The following is a 22,041-nucleotide window of genomic DNA, read 5'->3' on the forward strand; positions in this document are numbered from 1 at the left end:
GATGACGTTACGTAACTTTCAAGTGTTTTGTAAAAAAAATACAAAAAGCTGTTTATACAAAATGTATAAACAGCTTTTATGGAAATAGTCCCTTTTGTACAGCACGCCCGCAAAATAAAATAAGTGCTCCAACAACAACAGTCGTTGCTGTTTTATGATAATGGGCTGATAGTAATAAATAATACGATAAACCTACAGTACCAATCATAATACAAATACTTGGCACTGGATTACGAGAGAAGTTTTGCATTCCCCAAAACAAAGCAAAAATAGCCGTAGCGACACATAATACCGGTAATCCCATCCCAGTTCCCCTTTTTCTATCTATTCCTTGTTGCTAACACACTCGTCGATGCCATACTTATTAATAAACCAAAAATAGCAATATATAATAACTCATTTACATGTACTGCTTGCCTATCTAAATACTTATTTACACAAAGATACATAATGAACAAGAAAATGAAGCTTGTAATACAAATCGTAAAATACGACTTCATCTTATTCACAACTCGCTCATCAATCGACGGTACTCCCTCTTCTTTCAAACACTTTTGTTCTCTATATTCCGAAATACCATATAAAATAACTAGTACTACATTCGATATGAAGATCGTTCCCCACGACATACTTAAAATCATTAAACTCACATTTAAAACAAGACCCGCTAAAAATAAACTTCCTATGAACCGTATAATATCTTGTTTACTCATGCATGATCAGCCTCTTTTGGATTTCTATATTTCCACTTCGGCCAATAGTTCACAAGAAAATACACCCACTGCCCTAGTACAAATAAAACAAACGGCATACCAGCATTTCCATCAACAATTAAATTATATAAACTCCATATCGCTAAACTAATCGTAAAAAATAACCCTACATATTTAAACGCTTTATCTGACTGGAATCTCTCAAACTCATCTTGCATTTTTTATTCCTCCTATCTCTATGCTCGTTTCTCTATCATGACTCCTATGATGAGACTACCCGCAAATAAGGAACTACATATTATAAATATTTCTTGCACTGGTATAACAGCTCTGCCTATTACTTTACTCACAACGATATAAACAATAAGCAACAGAAATGTGAATACAAATGAGACGTTTACATACTTTTTTATATTTTCATTTACTCGCTCATCTATATCGGGAAGTTCCTCTTTTCTGTACTTACGCTTTTTGTAATTTGTATACAACACTAGAAATAGAATCGCCAAAACGTTACTCATTACGAGCGATAAAATTGGTATAGCCGGATTCATAATATGAACTATAATATCACCCAAAAACAATCCAAAAGTCGCACCGGTAAATAACTTTTTAGTATCGTCCATTTTTTCTCTCCTTACTCTAGCGTAAATATTTCTTCTACCTTCAACCCAAAATATTTGGCGATTTTTAGGGATAACTCTAGACTCGGGTTATAATGATGGTTTTCAATCGCCACAATCGTCTGCCGCGTCACCTGCATCGCCTTTGCCATTTCAACTTGCGTTATATGATTTTGCTTTCTTAACTCTTTTATTTTATTTTTCACACCCATAGGCTCCACCTTCGAAAGTAAAGATATCTTTACTTTAATTATAAATATTTTCCAGTTGCAAGTAAAGATATCTTTACAAATTTTAGAAAAACGTTTCACTACATATCTTCTCTAACAAAGTACAAGAGTAATTCAATTTATATCAGCGATTTCCCAAATATATCAGCGCAACTTCATTTATATCGGCGATTCCCCAAATATATCAGTGCAACTCCATTTATATCGGTGATTTTCCAAATATATCGACTTACCGACATCTGTAGCCCTATAAGCATAATAAAAAGCTGTCCCAAAAATACCTTTTGGAACAGCTTTTTAGTCCGACTACATAAAGCCTAATGCATATACAAGAACATACCCAAGAACCGATAAGCAAACCGAGCCGATCAATCCCGCGACGAATGCTTTACTTCCTAACTTACGGAATGTTTTAAACTCTACATTTAAACCAAGCCCCGCCATCGCCATTGCGATAAGCATGTAAGCAAGAACAACGATGTATCCGGCAACAACTTCTGGGATAATCCCAAGCGAATGCACTGCACTCATCGCTAAAAACCCGAAGATGAACCATGGAATTGGAAGATCGCGCCATGATTTTTTTTCCTTGCTTCCTTCACTCTTACCAAACCATAATCCAATTAAAATCGCTACTGGCACAAGCATTGCAACGCGCGTTAGTTTCACGATAACTGCGATATCTACAGCCGTGCTTCCCCCTGGCGCCGCAGCTGCGATGACATGAGCGATTTCATGCAGCGTCGCCCCTGAGAACACTCCGTATCCATATGGAGATAAGCCAAGAACCGGATATAATAACGTATAAATAAGTGTAAATATTGTACCTAAAATAGCAATAATTGCGGCACCAACTGCCGTTTCATCATCCTTCGCTTTCACTTGCGGCGCAATTGCCACGACCGCAGCCGCCCCACAAATTGCTGTCCCGCATGCTGTTAAAATCCCAAGTTTCTTTTCTACTTTAAATACTTTCGTTAGTCCGTATACAACAAAAATAGTAAATGTAATAACAACCGCCGCGATGACCAATACTTTCGGCCCCGCCTTCGCAATATCAACAAGATTTAATCGCATTCCAAGTAAGATGATCCCAAAGCGAAGTAACTTCTTACTCGCGAAATTCGTTCCAGCTATCGCTTCTTGAGGAATCCCGATTGCCGCGCGCCAAACCATCCCAATTAGAATAGCAATCACTAATTGTCCCATAATATTTAAAAATGGAAGCTCTGCTAAATATTTCGCGGCAATCGCGATTAATAACGTAATCCCAATACCTTGCGAAAATCCAAAGCCCTTCTTCTTTTGTATAACAAGTGTTTGTTCCACTTTGTACCACTCCAATAATCGTATTGGAACATGCATGTTCTTTCTACTTACATTATAAGAGAGTTTCTATAATAAGTTTAATATCAATATTGAATCTCTATCATCAGAAATACTTATGATAAGATGATAGAAAAAGAAAGGAGCCCATTACATGAACGTAGACATTTTAAAAATATTTGTTACGGTCGTTGAACAGAAACACTTCTCCCGTGCAGCGGAATTATTAAACCTTTCACAGCCTGGCGTAAGTATGCACATTCGCAACTTAGAAAACGAATTTGGAACTACACTTATTCAGCGCTCTCCTAAGCACGTTCAAGTGACAGAGGCTGGCAACATTTTATATATACACGCAAAGCAAATGCTCTCTCTTTACGAAGATGCTAAGCAAGAAATTAACGAACTACATAACGTTGTAACAGGAACACTTCGCATTGGTGCTAGTTTCACAATTGGTGAATACTTACTTCCAAAAATACTAGCTAACTATGCGAATGAAAATCCACAAGTCGAAGTTCATACTTTCATCTCAAATACAGAAGACGTTTTGCAAAGCCTTCGCTCTAATCAAATTGATATCGGCTTAGTGGAAGGGCAAGTCGTATACGCCGACGTTGATGTTGAAACATTTATGCAAGATGAAATGAAGCTCGTTGTTCCGCCAAACCATCCATTGCTCCGTACAAATGAAATAAATGAAAACACACTCCAAGATCAAGTATGGGTATTAAGAGAAAGTGGTTCTGGAACACGCGCTTATAGTGATCGTTTTATTCATCAACACCATTTAAAAATGAAAAGATTCTTTACATTCAGTAGTATTCAAAGCGTGAAGGAAGCAGTTAGTGCCGGGCTTGGCATTGCTATACTTTCTGATTGGACTGTACGGAAAGAGCTACTGGCAAAAGAACTATTCCACGTCGAAGTTCCAAATGAACAACTCATCCGTCCATTCTCCATCGTGCGTGGCAAATACTTTATTCCGTCTAAAGCTATTCAAGTGTTTTTAAATCATGTAGATTCTTTTGTGAAAAAACAGAGTTGACCTTCACATTAGTGTGAAGGTTTACAATACATTTAAAGGAGTGAAACGCATTGCGAATTGGAGAGTTATCAAAAGAAACCGGGGTTAGCGAAAGGGCATTAAGACATTATGAAGAAAAGGGATTACTCCCTTCTAAGCGCCTCGCAAATGGCTACCGTGATTTTGATGAAAGTGCCATCGAAAAAGTGGAGCTTATTCAAATGTACTTACAAATCGGCTTAAATTTAGAAGAGACGGCAAGGATGTTGCGCTGCCTCGAAATAGAGCCGCACCTGTACGAAAATCCGTGCAGCAGTATCCTTACGCTTTATGAAGATAAACTTAATGAAGTAACAAAGCAAATCTCATTACTTTCTAGCATTCAAACGAATTTGCAAAAACACGTTTCACTCCTAAAGCAAACAAAAGAAAAGGGATGATTACATGTTTGTTATACATGGCAGTTCAAGACAAAACGGAAATACAGAAGCTTTAACACATATGGTGATTGATGGAATTGAAACAGAACAAATTTACTTGCGTAATCATATCGTCCACCCAATCATAGATCAGCGCCATGATGCAGAAGGATTCCAACCTGTAAATGATGACTATGAGCAGTTAACGAAACGCATGTTAGAGCACGATACGATTGTCTTCGCTACACCGCTATACTGGTACGGAATGAGCGGTCATATGAAAAACTTCGTCGATCGCTGGTCACAAAGCTTGCGTGATACATCTCTTCATTTCAAAGAAAAAATGAAAGGTAAAAAAATGTACGTTGTCATCGTTGGCGGGGACAATCCAAAGCTGAAAGCATTACCGCTTATCGCTCAGTTCCAATACATCTTTGATTTTGTTGGTTCATCATTTGAAGGGTATGTTATTGGGGATGCGAATGGATTAGATGAAATTAAAAATGATGCTGAGGCGCTAGCAAAAGCACAAATTTATAATAACGAATTCAAAATTCACAAACAGAAATAAGTTTGACAAACCATTTTGTATACGCATACAATGAAAGTAATATTATGAAAGGAAGGTACTTTGACCAATGAAGTTCTAATTCTCTTATTTATTTCATCCATCACAAATAGTGAACAAAAATGATGAAAACTAGCAGAGGATTAGTCTGTCCATTTGTCGATACTTTCTTTCGAGACGATCATGTAAAAAATCGTTTATTTATGTACGATTTTTTACATGCAAGGGCGACGTTTATCCTCTCTAGTGAAACTAGGGAGGTTTTTTTATGACTATTTTATTCGCACGTAATATTGAAAAGAGCTTTGGTGATCGCACACTATTTACATTACCATCACTGGAAATTCAAGCACAGGACCGCATAGGAATTGTCGGAGTCAACGGAGCTGGTAAATCTACGCTATTACAAATATTAAGTAAAGAAATAGAAGCTGACAAAGGCATAGTAACTCATCATAGCTCTATCGCCATCATTCCTCAAATTAGCGAGGAATTACCAGAGATCGCTTCTTCTCCTGCAAAAGGAAAATGGAATATTTCAAACGTCTCCAATTCAATGAGCGGCGGTGAACGAATGCGTCTAAAGATTGCCCATGCTCTCGAACAAGATGCAGGCATTTTATTCGCTGATGAACCAACAAGCCACTTAGATATGGTCGGTACAGAGCAATTAGAAAAGGCACTTTTATCTTATAAAGGGGCACTTGTTTTAATATCGCATGATCGTGACTTTTTAGATAATATATGTACCAAAATTATTGAAATTGAAGACGGGATGATTCAAGAATATAAAGGAAACTATTCCAACTATCGAAAGCAAAAAGAACGTGAGCGAATACAAAAACAAGCAGAATATGAGCAATATGTACAAGAAAAAAATCGGTTAGAGCAGTCCATTTTACAAAAAAAGCAACGTGCTTCTAGCATGACAAAAATCCCAACACGGTTCAGTTCATCTGAATCTAAACTTTATAAGTTAAGTGGCGCTCATGGCCAAGAACAGGTTAGCAAAGCAGCGAAAGCAGTAGAGACACGTCTCGAAAAATTAGAAAAGAAAGACAAGCCAAGGGAGCTTTCTCAAGCTCAGTTTGACGTGCAATACCATACTCCTATTCATAGTAAAGTGGCAATACAGTTCAATAAAGCAACAAAGAAAATAGGTAATCGCACACTATTTAAAAATATGAATGGAACTATTGCCCCTGGTGCAAAGCTCGCCGTTTTAGGAACAAACGGAAGCGGCAAAACAACTTTGTTCAACATGCTTCTCGCAAACGAGCGTGGCATTCAGCTTTCGAAAAGTTGTAAAATCGGATATTTCGAACAAACTCTATCTATTTTAAAAACAGATAAAACCATTTTAGAAAACGTTCTAGAAGAAACAAACTATACGGAGGCATTCGTTCGAACAATACTTGCACGGCTCCTATTCCGCCGTGAGGATGTCCATAAAACTGTGCACGTTTTAAGTGGTGGTGAACGAATGAAAGTCGCACTCGCTAAAGTATTTTTAGGAAACTATAATATGCTTCTGCTCGATGAACCGACAAACTATTTGGACTTAGCAACGCAAGAAGAATTAGAAAGCATGTTACAAGAGTATCCTGGTACAATACTTTTCATTAGCCATGACCGTGCCTTTATTCGCTCTGTTGCAGACCATATTCTACAAGTAGATGAGAGTGAACCAAGAATCTTCCATGGTAATTACGAACAATACACAAAAAGAACAACCGGGGATTCTGTAAACGTTACTGAACAAGAATTATTACGATTACAAACAAAATTAACAGAAATCATCGGCCGAATTTCCATACCAAATCATCACGATAACATCACATCTCTCGAACAAGAATACGAAACATTATTAGTTCAAATCCAAGAATGTAAAGAAGCGCTCTAATTTCTTCCCTATATATCGACAGGGCCTTCCGCATTTCCCAAGAAATATTGAAACTTCGACATAGAATAGCATCAATAAAAGTGAAAAAGCCGTGCATCAGCACGGCTTTTTCACTTTATATACGGACAGCAGTCCCGCTCACTGCAACCATTAGCATTCCTTCGCGAACTACTTCGTAATCCACGTCGATACCAACAATTGCATTCGCATTTTTTTGTCTTGCGAAAGTTTTCATCTCTTCCATCGCGATGTCGCGTGCTTCTTTTAATTTACTTTCATAAGCGCCCGCACGACCGCCGACAACATCACGGACAGAAGCGAAAAGATCACGAACGATATTCGCGCCCATAATCGCTTCTCCATTCACGATATCGATATACTCAATAATTTCTTTTCCTTGAATTGTAGAAGTTGTTGTTACAATCATACTTTATAGCCTCCCATATGAGATTTTCACCTACTTATAGTGCACTAATTCAGTACAAATTATATTTACGAACTAAACTGAGCTTCGTATAACCTACTGTATCCTCCGCCTTGCCCAATTAACTCTTCATGTGAACCTTGTTCCGCAATACCATCTTTATTTACAACGACGATGCGATCTGCATTTTTAATCGTTGCTAGTCTGTGAGCGATAACTAACGTTGTACGGCCAACAGATAGTTCAGCAAGTGATTTTTGAATCGCTAGTTCCGTCTCTGTATCCAGTGCGGAAGTCGCTTCATCTAATATTAAAATTGGCGGGTTTTTCAAGAACATACGAGCAATTGCTAGACGCTGCTTCTGTCCACCAGAAAGTTTCACGCCGCGCTCACCGATAACAGTATCTAAACCGTCTGGTTGTGAGTAAATTAAGTCTTCTAACTGCGCACGTTTTACCGCCTGCCAAATTTCAGCTTCTGACGCCTTTAAATTTCCGTAAGCAATATTTTCACGAATCGTTCCTGAGAATAAGAACACATCTTGCTGCACAATTCCAATTTGCTTACGAAGTGAAGATAACGTCATATCTTTCGTATCAATACCATCAATTTGGATTGAACCAGACGATTGTTCATAAAAACGTGGGAGTAAACTACATAACGTTGTTTTTCCAGCTCCTGATGGTCCAACGAACGCAACTGTTTCACCTGCATGTATTTTCAAACTAATATCATTTAAAATCGGTTCTTTGTTTTCATATCCGAATGTAATGTTGCTATATTGAATATCACCATGTACATGTTTCACTTCCATCGCATCTTTAGAGTCTACAATGTCTGGCTCTGTTTCAAGAAGCTCTACATATCTCTTAAAACCAGCAATCCCTTTCGGATAGCTTTCAATTACCGCATTAATTTTTTCAATTGGGCGGAAGAAAATATTCGTTAATAAAACGAATCCGATAAATCCACCGTACGTTAATTCACCTTGCAGAACAAACCATGTACCGCATATTAAGACGAAAAGCGTTACGAGACGCATGAGCATATAACTAATTGACGAATTTAACGCCATAATTTTATACGCCATTAATTTGGTTGTACGGAAACGAGCGTTATTTACAGCAAATTGCTCTTTCTCAAACTTTTCATTTCCGAATGCTTGTACAACGCGGATACCGCCAACGTTGTTCTCAATACATGCATTGAAATCAGCAACATCTGAGAATAAACGTCTAAACGTACCTGTCATTTTTTTATTGAAGTAAAGCGCTAACCATAATAAGAATGGAATGACGAAGAACGTTAATAACGCTAACTTCCAGTTGATCATCATCATAAATGAGAATGCCCCGACTAAAGTCATAACAGCGATAAATAAATCTTCTGGCCCGTGGTGAGCAATTTCCCCAATTTCCATTAAGTCGTTTGTAAGACGTGAAATTAAATGACCTGTTTTATTATTGTCAAAAAATCTGAATGATAGCTTTTGAATGTGATCAAATAATTTCTGCCTCATATCCGTTTCAATGTTAACCCCAAGCATATGCCCCCAATATGTAACGACGTATTGTAAGCCTGCATTTAAAATATACACTGCAAGTAAACCGAAACAAGCCCATAAAATAAGCGTCCAGTTTTGTCCTGGCAATAACTTATCAATAAATTGATTTACGATAAGCGGGAAGCCAAGTTCTAGTAACCCTGCGACAACTGCGCAAGAAAAGTCGAGTATAAATAAACCTTTATACGGTTTATAGTAAGAAAAAAATTTACGTAGCATATCTTCCCTCCATTTTCCAAAATTTAAAAGACTCTCTAAATGATAACCATTATCAAACTATTATTCAAGCTATCTGTTTATGAAACTAAAAAAACCTTCATCTATAGAAAATGAAGGTTTCCTTTTATTCTTAGGATTTTTCACAAATGATTAGATTATATATTTTTTATCAAAATTTATAAATTACAAAAAACTAGAATTTTAAACTTTGATAGTTTTTCTAAAGGTTAGATTACTTAAACTCTAAACCTATATTATTAAACTGGGCTATTTCCCTAATAACTTCCATACCCATTTTTTTAGAAAAAGCCCCCTTTTTTTCCGGACTCCATTCAGAGTCTTCTTCAAATAATTCCTTTAATAAAGGAATTATAAAAGAATAAATTATTAGTGCCGCAGACAAATCTTTCTCATCCTGAAAATTCGGAATATGTGAACTAGAACGAAGTGAGCATTCACTCTGTTGATTAAAGACGAAATCCAATCGATAATCATGATATTTAAGCATAATATCAATGGCCGTTATAGGATAAAATTTACTTACAAATGCTTTTGTTACTAGTAACTTAGTTGTTATATCACTATCACCTTTAATTTTGTGATTTTCATCAGCGATATTGCCTAAAAAGCCTGAAATTCCTTCAATTTCAAATCTAGTAGCAATAATTTTATTTCCTTCTTCATATTTGTCAAATAGCCAATAGAATAAATCACTGTGAAGTTCATAACTATCGCCTACACACTCTAAAGGCTGTTCTTCATTAAATAATTTTTGCTTTATCTTGTTAAGTGAAACAGCACTTGTTGTAAAAATAATGCAATATACTTCTTCATTTTTTTCAAAGAAAAGTGTTTTTATATTCTCTGTAACAATTCTTTGTGGTTTAGGTAAGAGCCGTCCATTCTCGAACATATTTTTCGGCCATTTCGATGTTTCTATATACGCTTCTCGAACTAAGTATTTTACTGGATCTCTATCTGGAACATTTAATTCTAGGATATCCTCAGAAATTTCTTGATACCTAGTCCACTCTGAAACAAAAACCCTATCATCTGACGACAACAACTTTAATTGTTCTGGTGTTACATGTTTAATTTTCTCTTCACTTTTGATAGATAATATATTTTCAATTACATCCCCCAGCGACTGAACATTAGATAATCTGAACAACGTAGTATTTGCCATGAATTATTGCTCCCCCTTTGTTTACTTATATATAATTTTAAAATCTTTCTTTGTAACCTTAACCAATAAGCTCTTGATAAAAAAAGCAAAGAATTGTTGAATTACATTCTTTTTTTTAGATACTTTGATTTTTAAATCTACTTGGCAAGAAATAACTTCGAACCTTTTTGGAACTATAATTATTTCAGGACATAATTTTATTGCATCATCCTCTTTAATTTTCCCTGCACCAACTACAGAGTCTGTCCATAAGTATCTCGCATTTCCTTTTTTATCCTTATACAAGTTAGAACTTCGTATTCTACTATTTCCCCAACCATCCGAAACTTCAGTATCATATGCAGATGGCCTATATAGTACTACTAAATCACACCCTACTAGACTAAATAACGCATTAGTTAATCTATTTCCTTTTGAAATACTGAGCTGGATCTTATATATAGATTTATTATCATCATTTGGATCTAATAATTTCTTTACATGGTGTTTTTTTATGCTTTTATTATTAACACTCAAGAAATCTACCTCAATATGTACAGGCGAGAAAAGAAAATGAAATAAAATTAATTCTAATGCAATTAGAATTACACCAGAGGCCGCTACACCAAGTGCCCCTATTATAGCTAAAATTGCTTTGTCATCAACTATTCCTTGATTCGCTAGTATTTGTTTAATTTTCTCGCTACTTGTAGAAAAAACCAAAACGATAGCAACAATATCTGCTATCATCTTAATAATTATTGTAATTATTCTATCTTTCAAAGTAACACCTCTGGTCCCTTGACAAGAAATTCTAAAAATAAATATTCATTCTTTTCTTTTCCTGTACTAATAGTTGTTGAAATAGTACCATTTGAATAAATGTTCAAACGCTCTAAGTTACCATCTTCTTTAATAAAGTATCCTTCTATACATTTAATTTCTATTGCCTCTTGTACTAGTAAATCAAGATACTCAATAGTCGCATTTACATCCTCACGATTTAAAGAGTCTTTAAGACATTCATATCCATCGTAACCATATAATTGTTCTTCTTTCTCCAAAATGACATTTCCCAATTTAAAATCTAATTTATCTGCTTTCTTTATAAATTCCATAAATTTATACGTAGTCATAACATGTTGTTCAATATTACGAGAATGAAGGGAATGATAAATATTATCCAAAAAATCACTATAAGTATCCGGATGGAATTCCAAGCCAAATGCATTGTTAGTTTTACCCTTAATAAAATCAACCTTAAATACCCCTGGATTAAACCTTTTCTTGGATGTATAGAATAACTTATATATTTTCATTAGAAGCCCTCCTCTCATTTAATGAACAACTACACCTTAATAAAAATATACTCTAAACCTTTAAATTGTATACTTTAATCTTTAAAACAGCTAACTTTTTAATAAAAGCATATCAAATATAACAAATTTTAGAAAATATTATAAGTATTAATTGCTAAATTCTTCTTGAATATTCATTTGAATTATAATTACTTTTCATCCCATTCACTGAATTTACGCACTTCAATTCCAAAATTTCAAGCTAAGTTAAACTCTGTCTAGCTGGACGTAGCTAGTGATACTCAGTTATCCCCTGTGATGTTTCCTTATATCTAGAATCTTCAATTATAATACTTTTAACATAATATTATTTCATCTTTCGTATTACTACGCCCCACTTCAAATTAGTTCATTTAAAAAGGCCCCATATATAATGAGGCCAAAAAATAAAAATTCACAATTTTACATCGCTTCCGAATCCCATTCATGCTCCTGCTGAACAAACACAACACCTAATTCGTGATGTCCTCCGGCGTATAATGCCGTTTGAGCAAGGCGAAGCTCTCCATTTGTATCTAATACTTCTAACTTACAAAATGCTCCTGTCGTCTTTGTTTGAAGCGCATCATAAAATTCCTCAGCACTTCTTGGAATGACTCCATTTACTTTCGTAATTACTTCTCCAGGCAGTAAATTCAGCTCTGCCCCAATTGTATTCGGGATTGTATCTAATACAACAAGTCCATCATTACGTGCAGCGAAGTACGCCGGTCTTGTTTCATCCGCAATTTTTTCTTGCATGGAAATTGTGAAACGCCCAAGCATTGCGACTCCCATTGCGATAATGGCAAGTACGTGCCACCAATAACTTGCGATTCCTAAAACAAGTACAATTCCTGCTAATCCGTACACACGTCTTCCTGTAAATAATAAAGCTTCCGTTGGCTCATAGCTTCTAATCTTTCTCATAAATCCAATTAAAAATGGAACGAGGAATAGAGAATAGGTATGTGAACCGATTGAAACGACAGGCCACCATGAAATAAACTGCGTTACTGCATCACCTGGTACAAGAATAAAAATGGGCACGATCCATAAACGCTTTGATTCGTGTAAACCAATCTTTAACCCGCGCTTACCCTTCCTAATCTTCGGCGTAGAATATCCTACTGCATTTTTAGAAATCAACAAGCCCTCTACAACAAGCATGACGCCTAGTAAAATAGCAAGAGACACAATCGTACTCTCTTCACCTTCTCCAAGCTGTAAGAAGGAAACTGGTAGCTTAGAAGATAATAGAACGCATACAATTGCGATACTAAATGTATAAGCTGCTGATAAATATCGATACATAGCAGTTAATCCAAATAATAACGTCCAAAATAAGATGATCCATAAGCTCGCTTTGGAAACGACAAGGCCAAGTCCAATTGTAATAATAGATACGATTAATCCGTATCCAACTCCCGCAAATAGAGATGTTCGCAGTTCAAACCAAATATCATAAACTTTAAAGGAAAAATCCTTTCGTTCTCGTAACATACGTAAGTATCCAACGAAGATACTACTTATTAAAAATACATAGACAGCAGGGTGTAAGAAAAAACGTCCAACTGCCCGCATTATTTCAAAAATCCATGCCTCCACGAACCCATTCACCACCATTTATATCATTCTTTCTTTTTATATTATCATAACTGGACAAACGTTTGTTTAACACAAAAAAATACAGGCAGCAAACTGCCTGTATTTCTTTTTATTTCGCTATTAATTTTAATGCGGACTGTAATTGTAAATCATTTTCTCCAGAACGGATTTTTTCAATAATTTTAGTTTGAATCGCCTCAGCTGTCTTTTTGTCCAGCTGTCCCGTCGCTTCCATCTCATTCGCATTTTGGAATGCTTTCAGCGCTGATTCTGTCTCTTTACTAAAGTATCCATCTTCACGCCCCGGTACATATCCTAAGCTCTTAAGCATTTCTTGCGCGTGTTTTACTTGCACATCATTTGAATTGTATGAAAGTGTTTTTTCAATTTGAATTGGTGTCGCATGATAATAATCTGGTTGCTTCACTTCTACTGTTGGCGCGATTCCTTTTTTATGAATCCAGTTTCCATCCGGTGTTAACCATTTAAACATCGTTAATTTAATGTTGCTGCCATCTTTAAATGGAACGGCTTGCTGAACAGTACCTTTACCAAACGTTTTTTCACCAATTAAATCGTATCCTTCTCCCTCTTTTAGCGCACCCGCTAAAATCTCTGAAGCAGAAGCACTTCCGTTATCAATTAATACTGAAATTGGATATGGCTTTTTCTCTTTCAGTTCCGTAGAGAATTTCTTTTTCTCACCATTTCTTTGCTCTACTTGTAGCATCGGCTTTTTATCCGTCATAATTTCCCCTAGTATCTCTTCTACACTATTTAAGTAGCCACCAGGATTACCACGCACGTCAATAACTAAGCCTTTGATATTTTTCTTCTCTAACTCTTTTAACTGATCCTTAAATTCTTTCGCCGTATTTTCAGCAAAAGAAGTGATTTGCATATAACCGATATCTTTTCCACTCTCTTGTTTCACAGAACTAAACACTGTGAAGATTGGAATTTTTTCACGCTTAATTTTAAATACAATCGGATCAGCTACTCCTGTACGCTTAATTTCAATCGCGACAGTCGTTCCTTTTTTACCACGAATCTTTAATACTGCTTCTTCACGTGATAAATCTTTCACACTATTTCCATCTACAGATAAAATTTGGTCATTCGGTTTAATTCCAATCTTTTCTGCCGGTGAGCCTTTAATTGGAGATACGATAATAAGCTTACCGTCCGTTTTGTTCACCTCAGCCCCGATCCCCTCTAGCTCAGGATCAAGTGATTCACTAAACTGTTTAGCCGTTTCTTTATCCATATACGTGGAATAAGGGTCCTTCAGCGTAGACAACATGCCTTGTATTGCACCTTCGACTAACTTGTCATCCTTCACGTCTTCCACATAACGTGAATCAATTAGTGCATACGCCTCATTAATTTTTGCCAAATTCCCTTGCGCGGTGCTAGCGTTTCCACTCGAAATTGTTTGCGTTACTTCTGCTGGGTTAACCCCAAATAAAGACATACCTGCAAACATTCCGCCAGCACCAATTAAAAATGCAACAACCATTCCAATAATTGCAACTCTACGTTTCAATGCGGAATTCCCCTTTCCAAAACACACAGGTAGTGTAGCAAAAGGCATCACACAGTGTGTGATGCCTTTACCTATTTCTACTATATGATAAGCTTGTACGAATTATGTTTGCAACTTTTTATACTTTTAAGAAGCGACGAATTGACATTACACTTCCCCACATACCGATTAAAGCCCCGATTAACACTAGTAAACCAGCTAATTGGAATACGAAAGGACTGTATGGTAGAAGTTCGAAAATTGTTCCGCCAAGTTTTTCGTTAAACACACTTTGTAGTGAATTATACGTAACTAGAATTAAGCCAATTGGAATAATTGATCCTAATACTCCTAGGAATAATCCCTCTAATAAGAACGGCCAACGAATAAACCAGTTTGTCGCACCTACCAGTTTCATAATTTCGATTTCTGTACTACGAGCATAAATTGTAATTTTAATTGTATTAGAGATTAAGAACATCGCTGTGAATAAAAGACCTGCAATTAACGCAATCCCGATATTACGTCCTGTTTTTACAGTATCAAACAATTTTTCAACTTGCCCTTTACCATATTGAACATTACTTACAAACTGCATTTTCTCAACCTTTTTCGCGATTGTCGCTGTATCTGTTGGTTCTTTTGCTTTTACAATGAATACGTTTTTAAGTGGGTTATCTTGTTCAAATAACTCAAACGTTTTTCCACTATCACCTAAGCTTTTAATTAAGCGTTTTAGCTCTTCTTCTTTAGAAGAATATTTAATAGACTCTACTTTTGCAATCTTACTCATATCATCTTCTAATTTCTTTTGATCAGCTTCTTTTGCTGCTGGATCAATGTGTACACGAATTTCTACATCTTGCTCTACTTTCGTCGCAAAATGGTTCATATTCATAATCGCTGTTAAAAAGACACCTACAAGTAATAATGTAACTGTTACTGCGCTAACAGAAGCAAACGTCATCCATCCATTACGTGATAGATTCTTTACACCTTCTCGCAAATGTCGACTAAGGGTCTTAGCCTTCATATCCGTATCCTCCCTCAATCTCATCTCGAACAATTTTTCCGCCTTCAATCGCGATTACACGATGACGGATTGTATTTACGATATCTGAGTTATGTGTCGCCATAACAATCGTTGTACCACGCTCGTTAATACGCGTAAAGATCTTCATAATATCAAGAGCTGTTTCAATATCTAAGTTACCTGTTGGTTCATCGGCAATTACAACCTTTGGTCTATTAACAATTGCTCTCGCAATCGCAACACGTTGCTGCTCTCCGCCCGAAAGTTCACTTGGTAGTGCGTCTGCACGATCCTCAAGACCTACAAGACCTAAAACTTCTGTTACACGCTCACGAATGGCTTCTTTTTCTTCTTCAATTACTTCTAAGGCAAACGCAACATTCTCATATACCGTTAACTTAGGTAGTAATTTAAAATCTTGGAAAATTACGCCTAATTGACGACGGAAATATGGAACATCTCTTTCTGCTAATGTTTCAATAACAAGTCCATTTACATTAATTGATCCTGTAGATGGCTTCTCTTCACGATACATCATTTTAATAAATGTAGATTTCCCGGCTCCACTCGGTCCAACTACGTATACAAACTCACCTTGTTTAATGTTAACTGTGAGACCAGCAATGGCTTTCATACCATTCGGGTACTCCTTATAAACATTCGTCATTTTTATCATTATTTATCACCCAATACTTAATGATTTTTTTCGAAATACTTTTCTGTACATCTGAAAATAAAAGATAACCTTTTATTCTCGCTTAACCACTCTTGTTGAAGGTAGTCTACTTACAATCTTTTTATAAGCAATACTACTATGTAATATATTTCAGCAAAATTCTACAAACCTCATTGTAACATCAAACGGTTTCCAGTTCGGATACAATTTTGTTACAGTTATGTTACACTCAAAAAAAAGGAAACGAGTCGTCATAGTTCTTACCCAAAATCATTTTGGAATAAGATTATATAACCAACTCGTCCACTTTACCTTTTTTATTTATGTTCAGCTAACCACTCAGCTACTTTTTTCGCATCCTCACCTTGAATGATTCCTGGTGACATGGAACCGCGACCTTTTTCAATAATCTTTTCAATCTCTGCTGCATCATATTTCTGTCCCACTTTTCGTAAATCCGGCCCAGTTGCTCCCGATAAATCTTTCGCGTGACAGCCTATACAACTTTTTTGGTAAATTTGCTCTGCGCTATCTGTGCTTGCAGATTGTTTCGAAGGCTTACTCTCTTCTTTATTTCCACATGCTCCTAAAGCAAAAACGACTGATGTTCCTAACGCAATAGCCAACAATTTCTTTTTCACTTCTATCGCTCCTCATTGTTGATATTCTTTTCATTCCTAACACACTCATTTTCATTATAAGCATTATCTTTATATAGAAAAACTAAGGTATATTTTATATTTTTCAAAAATACAGTAAGAACCCTGATAATATAAAGCTTTCATAAGTTGTTTCAATTCTGTGAACAACGTAAAAACTTCTATAAAGAATTCTTGTTGAACAGAAAATCAGAAAAGTTCTGTTAAAGTCTTACTCTATTGCCGCTCTGTTTTACTATTCTCTACTTTTTACAATACAATATACAACATTGTATGCTACATATAATCCCATCAAAAAGAGAAGTTGTCGTTTCCAACTTCTCTTCCTCTTTACTTCGTCTATAGAAATAAAATCAAATTCTTTATATCCTCGACTATCCTCAGCATACGCCGACAACTTTGTTGGCTTTTTTTTGCTTATTAGATGCGAGAACGTAAGTAAGCATCAATAAATGGATCAATTTCTCCATCCATAACTGCTTGTACGTTACCAACCTCTGTATTTGTACGGTGGTCTTTCACAAGAGAATACGGGTGGAATACGTAAGAACGAATTTGGCTACCCCATCCGATTTCTTTTTGTTCACCGCGAATTTCATCTAACTCCGCTTGTTGCTCTTCTAATTTCTTTTGGTATAATTTCGCTTTTAACATTTTCATCGCGTGCTCACGGTTTTTAATTTGTGAACGCTCTGACTGACATGTTACAACTGTGTTTGTTGGTGTATGTGTAATACGAACTGCTGAGTCTGTCGTATTAATATGTTGTCCACCTGCACCACTTGCACGGTACGTATCAACTTTTAAGTCTTCTGAACGTATTTCGATTTCAACTTCATCATTGAACTCAGGTACAACTTCACAAGATACGAACGATGTATGACGACGGCCTGAAGAATCGAATGGCGAAATACGTACAAGACGATGTACACCTTTCTCTGCCTTTAAATAACCGTAAGCATTATGACCTTTAATTAATAAAGTAACACTCTTAATACCAGCTTCATCACCTGGTAAGTAGTCAACCGTTTCTACTTTAAACCCACGTTTTTCAGCCCAACGTGTGTACATACGTAATAACATAGAACCCCAGTCTTGTGACTCTGTTCCACCAGCACCTGGGTGTAATTCTAAAATAGCGTTATTTTTATCATAAGGATCGCTTAGTAGTAACTGAAGCTCATACTCATTCATTTCTTGAATTAAGCCTTTCACTTCAGATTCAAGTTCCTCATGTAAATCTTCATCATACTCTTCTTTTAAAAGCTCATGCGTGATTTCTAAATTTTCGAATGTCTCATCTAACTGACGGAACTTTCCAACCATCTCTTTCAGTGCATTAGCTTCGTTAATTACAGCTTGTGCGCCTTGTTGGTCATCCCAAAATCCTGCACCCATCATCGTCTCTTCTAACTCTGCAATTTGTTTCTCCTTAGTAGGAAGGTCAAAGAGACCCCCTAAAAGCCGCTAATCTCTTAGCCATTTTCTCTAATTCTTGTCTAATTTCTACTAATTCCATTTCCTTCACCTCTATGTAATTGCTGTTACTTTCTTATCAAAACAAGGGAAACTCTCTCCACTTATGACGGAGAGAGTTTAATCTTTCTTAATTATACATTTTTGATGTAAAATTTTGCAAAGCAATCTGGGCTACCGCCCTGTATTACTTCCCGATACCACAGCAGTTTTTATATTTTTTACCGCTACCACATTTACATACATCGTTGCGGCCTACTTGGTCTCCTTTTACAACTGGTTTTTTCTTTGCTTCTTCGCCATCACTAGATGGATGAACAGCTTCACCTTGAACAACTTCTTGACGCTCTAAGTTTTGTTCAATTTCAGCCTTCATAATGTAACGAGAAATTTCCTCTTCAATAGAAGCAATCATCGATTCGAACATTGCGAATCCTTCCATTTGATACTCACGAAGTGGATCAATTTGACCGTAGGCACGTAAATGAATACCTTCACGAAGGTGATCCATCGCATCAATATGCTCTGTCCATTTCGTATCTACAACTCGGAATACAACAACTTTTTCAAACTCACGCATTTGCTCTTCTGGCAGAAGCTTTTCTTTGTCGTTGTAACGCTCTATTAATTTCGCGATAATTGGCTCGCTCATTTCCTCTGGAGCAAGACGACGTAACTCTTCTTCCTTTATATCGTCTTCTTGCAGAAGGTTTGTATTTAAGTAGTCAACAAGACCTTTAATGTTCCAATCTTCTTCAATTTCCTCTTGTGTATGAAGCGCAACAGCACGTTCTACTGTAGATTTCATCATACCTTCAATAATACTGCGTAAGTTCTCAGAATCCATTACTTCTTGACGCTGTTTGTAAATAACTTCACGTTGCTGACGAAGTACATCATCGTACTGCAGTAACTGCTTACGTGCGTCATAGTTATTTCCTTCTACACGTTTTTGTGCAGATTCTACCGCACGAGATACCATTTTACTTTCAATTGGCTGTGAATCATCCATACCAAGACGATCCATCATCGCTTTCATATTGTCAGAACCGAAGCGGCGCATTAGTTCATCTTCCATAGACAAGTAGAACTGCGTTACACCAGGGTCCCCTTGACGACCAGCACGACCACGTAACTGATTATCAATACGACGGCTTTCGTGACGCTCTGTACCGATAACTGCTAGACCAACGTTTTTAATATCGTCTCCAAGCTTAATATCCGTACCACGACCAGCCATGTTCGTCGCAATCGTTACAGCACCTTTCATACCAGCTTCTGCAATGATATCTGCTTCACGCGCATGGTTTTTCGCGTTTAAAATGTTATGGCGTACACCTTTACGTGTTAACATTTTTGAAATAAGCTCTGACGTTTCAATTGCAACTGTACCAACAAGAATAGGTTGCCCTTGTTTATGACGATTTACAATATCCTCAACAACTGCATTGAATTTGCCTTCCATTGATTTGAAGATTAAATCAGCACGGTCATCACGAATAATATCTTTGTTCGTTGGAATTACGATAACATTCATATTGTAAATACTACGGAACTCTTCTTCTTCCGTTTTCGCTGTACCAGTCATACCAGATAACTTTTCATACATACGGAAATAGTTCTGGAACGTAATTGTTGCGAGTGTCATACTTTCATTTTGAATTTCTACGCCTTCTTTTGCTTCAATAGCTTGGTGTAAACCTTCGCTATAACGACGACCTTTCATAAGACGACCAGTGAATTGGTCTACAATTACGATTTCGCCTTCTTGTACAACATAATCTGTATCAAGATGCATAACAACGTGTGCACGAAGCGCCTGATTAATATGGTGAAGAAGTGCTACATGTTTTAAATCGAATAAGTTTTCAATATGGAAAGCTTTCTCAGCTTTCGTAATACCATCTTCTGTTAACATTACATTTTTCGTTTTCACATCAAATGAATATTCTTTTTCATTTTCTAATGTACGAACGAATGCATTTGCAAACATATATAGCTCTGTTGATTTTTGTGCTTGTCCTGAAATAATAAGCGGCGTACGCGCTTCATCGACTAAGATAGAATCGACTTCATCGATAATAGCAAAATGAAGTGGACGCTGAACGCACTGTTCTCTATATAAAACCATGTTGTCACGTAAGTAATCGAATCCAAGCTCATTATTTGTGCTATACGTAATATCAGCAGCATAAGCCTCTTGTTTCTCTTCGCGTGACATACTGTTTAAGTTAATTCCTACTGTTAAGCCAAGGAACTCATGGAGTTGTCCCATTTCGCTCGCATCACGTTGTGCTAAGTATTCATTGACTGTAACAACGTGAACACCTTTTCCTGTTAAGGCATTTAAATATACAGGTAATGTAGATGTTAACGTTTTACCTTCACCCGTTTTCATCTCAGAGATATTCCCTTCATGTAAGGCAATACCACCCATTAACTGCACGCCATACGGACGCATTCCAAGAACACGAGTCGCAGCTTCGCGAACAACTGCAAAAGCTTCAGGAAGTAGATCATCTACTGTCTCACCTTTTGTTAAACGTTCTTTAAATTCAAGCGTCTTTCCTTTTAATTGCTCATCTGTTAGTGGCTTAATAGATGATTCTAATGCATCAATTTGCTCAACTGTCTTCTGCATACGTTTAATTTGGCGTTGATTTACATCAAATACCTTTTTTAAAATACCGATCATAGGAAATACGCTCCTCTTTTTTATTAAAATAAAACTTCCGATTGTTTTTTCTTTTTCTATTACAATCAGTCGTTATAAAAATCAAATGTATGTTATGCCAATTTTTCTCCTAATTAAAAAAACTAAAATGTATATACCTAATGATAATTGTAACACTTGTCTTATAACTATGACAACAATCGGCGGAATGTCTCGTTCTAAATTAAGAAAACTTTTTTTCAAAATCTATTTTCAGCAAAAAAAGCGCAGCCATTTCGGCTGCGCTTTTGAATTATTATTTAGTTTCGATTAAACCATATTTCCCATCTTTACGGCCATATACAACATTAGTTTCATTTGTATCAGCATTTGTGAAGACGAAGAAATTATGTCCTAGCATATCCATTTGTAGGATCGCTTCTTCAACGTCCATCGGTTTTAAATCAAATCGTTTTGTACGTACAAGTTCTAATTCATCCTCTTCTACCGCATCCAAAACAGCTACTGCTTCTGGAAGGATAAAGTTCGTTTTCACAGAACCTTTCTCACGTAACTTACGATTTACCTTTGTTTTATGTTTACGAATTTGTCGCTCAAGTTTATCAACTACTAAATCGATAGCAGCGTACATATCGCTATTAGTTTCTTCTGCACGAAGTAATAAATCAGTAAATGGAATTGTTACCTCGACACGTTGCTTGTCAGAGTATACTTTTAAATTAACTTTAATCTCTGGGAATGTATCAAAATAACGCTCTAACTTACTTAGTTTTTTCTCTACATATTCCTTTAATGCTGGAGTTACTTCAATATTTTCACCACGAATGTTGAATTTCATAGATGAATTCCTCCTTTCAAGCCTATGTACTAT

Annotated in this window: 23 protein-coding genes; 4 read left to right on the forward strand and 19 right to left on the reverse strand. The window is 36.3% G+C overall.

Annotation, left to right across the window (positions count from 1 at the left end; all coding sequences use genetic code 11):
* Positions 1 to 76: 76 nt before the first annotated feature.
* From KVT31_RS13910 to KVT31_RS13935, 6 genes are all read right to left on the reverse strand, one after another.
* On the reverse strand, positions 77 to 304 hold the full coding sequence (locus KVT31_RS13910; protein ID WP_088098385.1) for a hypothetical protein: 228 nt from the start codon (positions 302 to 304) through the stop codon (positions 77 to 79).
* Between the two features lie 16 nt (positions 305 to 320).
* On the reverse strand, positions 321 to 713 hold the full coding sequence (locus tag KVT31_RS13915) for an ATPase (RefSeq protein ID WP_088098386.1): 393 nt from the start codon (positions 711 to 713) through the stop codon (positions 321 to 323).
* Positions 710 to 931, reverse strand: coding sequence for a hypothetical protein (locus KVT31_RS13920; protein WP_088098387.1), 222 nt, complete (start codon positions 929 to 931; stop codon positions 710 to 712). Before KVT31_RS13920 ends, KVT31_RS13915 begins: the two co-directional genes overlap by 4 nt.
* An 18-nt stretch (positions 932 to 949) precedes the next feature.
* Positions 950 to 1,339 carry a hypothetical protein gene (locus KVT31_RS13925; protein WP_088098388.1) on the reverse strand — a complete coding sequence of 130 codons (390 nt, stop codon included), beginning with the start codon at positions 1,337 to 1,339 and terminating at the stop codon, positions 950 to 952.
* Between the two features lie 11 nt (positions 1,340 to 1,350).
* Positions 1,351 to 1,548 (reverse strand): helix-turn-helix transcriptional regulator, encoded by a 198-nt coding sequence (locus KVT31_RS13930; RefSeq protein WP_000538362.1) that lies wholly within the window; start codon positions 1,546 to 1,548, stop codon positions 1,351 to 1,353.
* Positions 1,549 to 1,872: 324 nt separating this feature from the next.
* Positions 1,873 to 2,895, reverse strand: a complete 1,023-nt coding sequence (locus tag KVT31_RS13935; RefSeq protein WP_140392601.1) for a YeiH family protein — start codon at positions 2,893 to 2,895, stop codon at positions 1,873 to 1,875.
* Between the two features lie 151 nt (positions 2,896 to 3,046).
* On the opposite strand from KVT31_RS13935, the gene KVT31_RS13940 reads away from it, so the two are divergent.
* From KVT31_RS13940 to abc-f, 4 genes are all read left to right on the forward strand, one after another.
* Positions 3,047 to 3,940 (forward strand): LysR family transcriptional regulator, encoded by an 894-nt coding sequence (locus tag KVT31_RS13940; RefSeq protein ID WP_088098390.1) that lies wholly within the window; start codon positions 3,047 to 3,049, stop codon positions 3,938 to 3,940.
* A 50-nt stretch (positions 3,941 to 3,990) separates the two neighbouring features.
* Complete coding sequence (locus KVT31_RS13945) at positions 3,991 to 4,359, forward strand: MerR family transcriptional regulator (protein ID WP_088098391.1); 369 nt, start codon at positions 3,991 to 3,993, stop codon at positions 4,357 to 4,359.
* Between the two features lie 4 nt (positions 4,360 to 4,363).
* A complete protein-coding gene (locus KVT31_RS13950) occupies positions 4,364 to 4,909 on the forward strand; it encodes a flavodoxin family protein (protein ID WP_088098392.1) in 546 nt (181 codons plus the stop codon).
* Between the two features lie 265 nt (positions 4,910 to 5,174).
* On the forward strand, positions 5,175 to 6,809 hold the full coding sequence (gene abc-f / locus KVT31_RS13955; protein WP_088098393.1) for a ribosomal protection-like ABC-F family protein: 1,635 nt from the start codon (positions 5,175 to 5,177) through the stop codon (positions 6,807 to 6,809).
* A 115-nt stretch (positions 6,810 to 6,924) separates the two neighbouring features.
* On the opposite strand, the gene KVT31_RS13960 is transcribed toward abc-f, so the two are convergent.
* The 13 genes from KVT31_RS13960 to hpf all read right to left on the reverse strand — a co-directional run bounded on the left by KVT31_RS13960 (position 6,925) and on the right by hpf (position 22,008).
* Positions 6,925 to 7,236 (reverse strand): heavy metal-binding domain-containing protein, encoded by a 312-nt coding sequence (locus tag KVT31_RS13960; RefSeq protein WP_000637523.1) that lies wholly within the window; start codon positions 7,234 to 7,236, stop codon positions 6,925 to 6,927.
* A gap of 65 nt (positions 7,237 to 7,301) precedes the next feature.
* Positions 7,302 to 9,017 carry an ABC transporter ATP-binding protein gene (locus KVT31_RS13965; protein WP_088098394.1) on the reverse strand — a complete coding sequence of 572 codons (1,716 nt, stop codon included), beginning with the start codon at positions 9,015 to 9,017 and terminating at the stop codon, positions 7,302 to 7,304.
* A gap of 232 nt (positions 9,018 to 9,249) precedes the next feature.
* Positions 9,250 to 10,203 carry a hypothetical protein gene (locus KVT31_RS13970; RefSeq protein ID WP_088098395.1) on the reverse strand — a complete coding sequence of 318 codons (954 nt, stop codon included), beginning with the start codon at positions 10,201 to 10,203 and terminating at the stop codon, positions 9,250 to 9,252.
* 21 nt (positions 10,204 to 10,224) lie between these two features.
* Positions 10,225 to 10,965: a hypothetical protein gene (locus KVT31_RS13975; protein WP_088098396.1), complete on the reverse strand. Its 741-nt coding sequence runs from the start codon at positions 10,963 to 10,965 to the stop codon at positions 10,225 to 10,227.
* Positions 10,962 to 11,501, reverse strand: a complete 540-nt coding sequence (locus KVT31_RS13980; protein WP_088098397.1) for a hypothetical protein — start codon at positions 11,499 to 11,501, stop codon at positions 10,962 to 10,964. Before KVT31_RS13980 ends, KVT31_RS13975 begins: the two co-directional genes overlap by 4 nt.
* A gap of 441 nt (positions 11,502 to 11,942) precedes the next feature.
* Positions 11,943 to 13,127, reverse strand: a complete 1,185-nt coding sequence (locus KVT31_RS13985) for a PDZ domain-containing protein (protein ID WP_140392602.1) — start codon at positions 13,125 to 13,127, stop codon at positions 11,943 to 11,945.
* Positions 13,128 to 13,236: 109 nt separating this feature from the next.
* Positions 13,237 to 14,673 carry a S41 family peptidase gene (locus KVT31_RS13990; RefSeq protein WP_088098399.1) on the reverse strand — a complete coding sequence of 479 codons (1,437 nt, stop codon included), beginning with the start codon at positions 14,671 to 14,673 and terminating at the stop codon, positions 13,237 to 13,239.
* Positions 14,674 to 14,791: 118 nt separating this feature from the next.
* On the reverse strand, positions 14,792 to 15,685 hold the full coding sequence (ftsX, locus tag KVT31_RS13995; RefSeq protein WP_088098400.1) for a permease-like cell division protein FtsX: 894 nt from the start codon (positions 15,683 to 15,685) through the stop codon (positions 14,792 to 14,794).
* Positions 15,675 to 16,361: a cell division ATP-binding protein FtsE gene (gene ftsE / locus KVT31_RS14000; RefSeq protein ID WP_000594325.1), complete on the reverse strand. Its 687-nt coding sequence runs from the start codon at positions 16,359 to 16,361 to the stop codon at positions 15,675 to 15,677. The genes ftsX and ftsE overlap by 11 nt, the downstream gene beginning before the upstream one ends.
* Before the next feature lie 317 nt (positions 16,362 to 16,678).
* A complete protein-coding gene (gene cccB / locus KVT31_RS14005; RefSeq protein WP_000727965.1) occupies positions 16,679 to 17,002 on the reverse strand; it encodes a cytochrome c551 in 324 nt (107 codons plus the stop codon).
* Positions 17,003 to 17,440: 438 nt separating this feature from the next.
* Positions 17,441 to 18,539 (reverse strand): peptide chain release factor 2 gene (gene prfB / locus KVT31_RS14010; RefSeq protein ID WP_096001656.1). Its coding sequence is split into 2 segments (ribosomal slippage): positions 17,441 to 18,466 and positions 18,468 to 18,539, totalling 1,098 coding nucleotides; the frame shifts between segments, so codons are not numbered across the junction.
* Positions 18,540 to 18,683: 144 nt separating this feature from the next.
* Positions 18,684 to 21,191, reverse strand: coding sequence for a preprotein translocase subunit SecA (gene secA, locus KVT31_RS14015; protein WP_088098402.1), 2,508 nt, complete (start codon positions 21,189 to 21,191; stop codon positions 18,684 to 18,686).
* Positions 21,192 to 21,465: 274 nt separating this feature from the next.
* Positions 21,466 to 22,008 (reverse strand): ribosome hibernation-promoting factor, HPF/YfiA family, encoded by a 543-nt coding sequence (hpf, locus tag KVT31_RS14020; RefSeq protein WP_000671193.1) that lies wholly within the window; start codon positions 22,006 to 22,008, stop codon positions 21,466 to 21,468.
* Between the last annotated feature and the right edge of the window lie 33 nt (positions 22,009 to 22,041).

Source organism: Bacillus sp. GbtcB14 (assembly GCF_019091205.1).
In the GTDB taxonomy this organism is placed as follows: Bacteria; Bacillota; Bacilli; order Bacillales; family Bacillaceae_G; genus Bacillus_A; species Bacillus_A cereus_AG.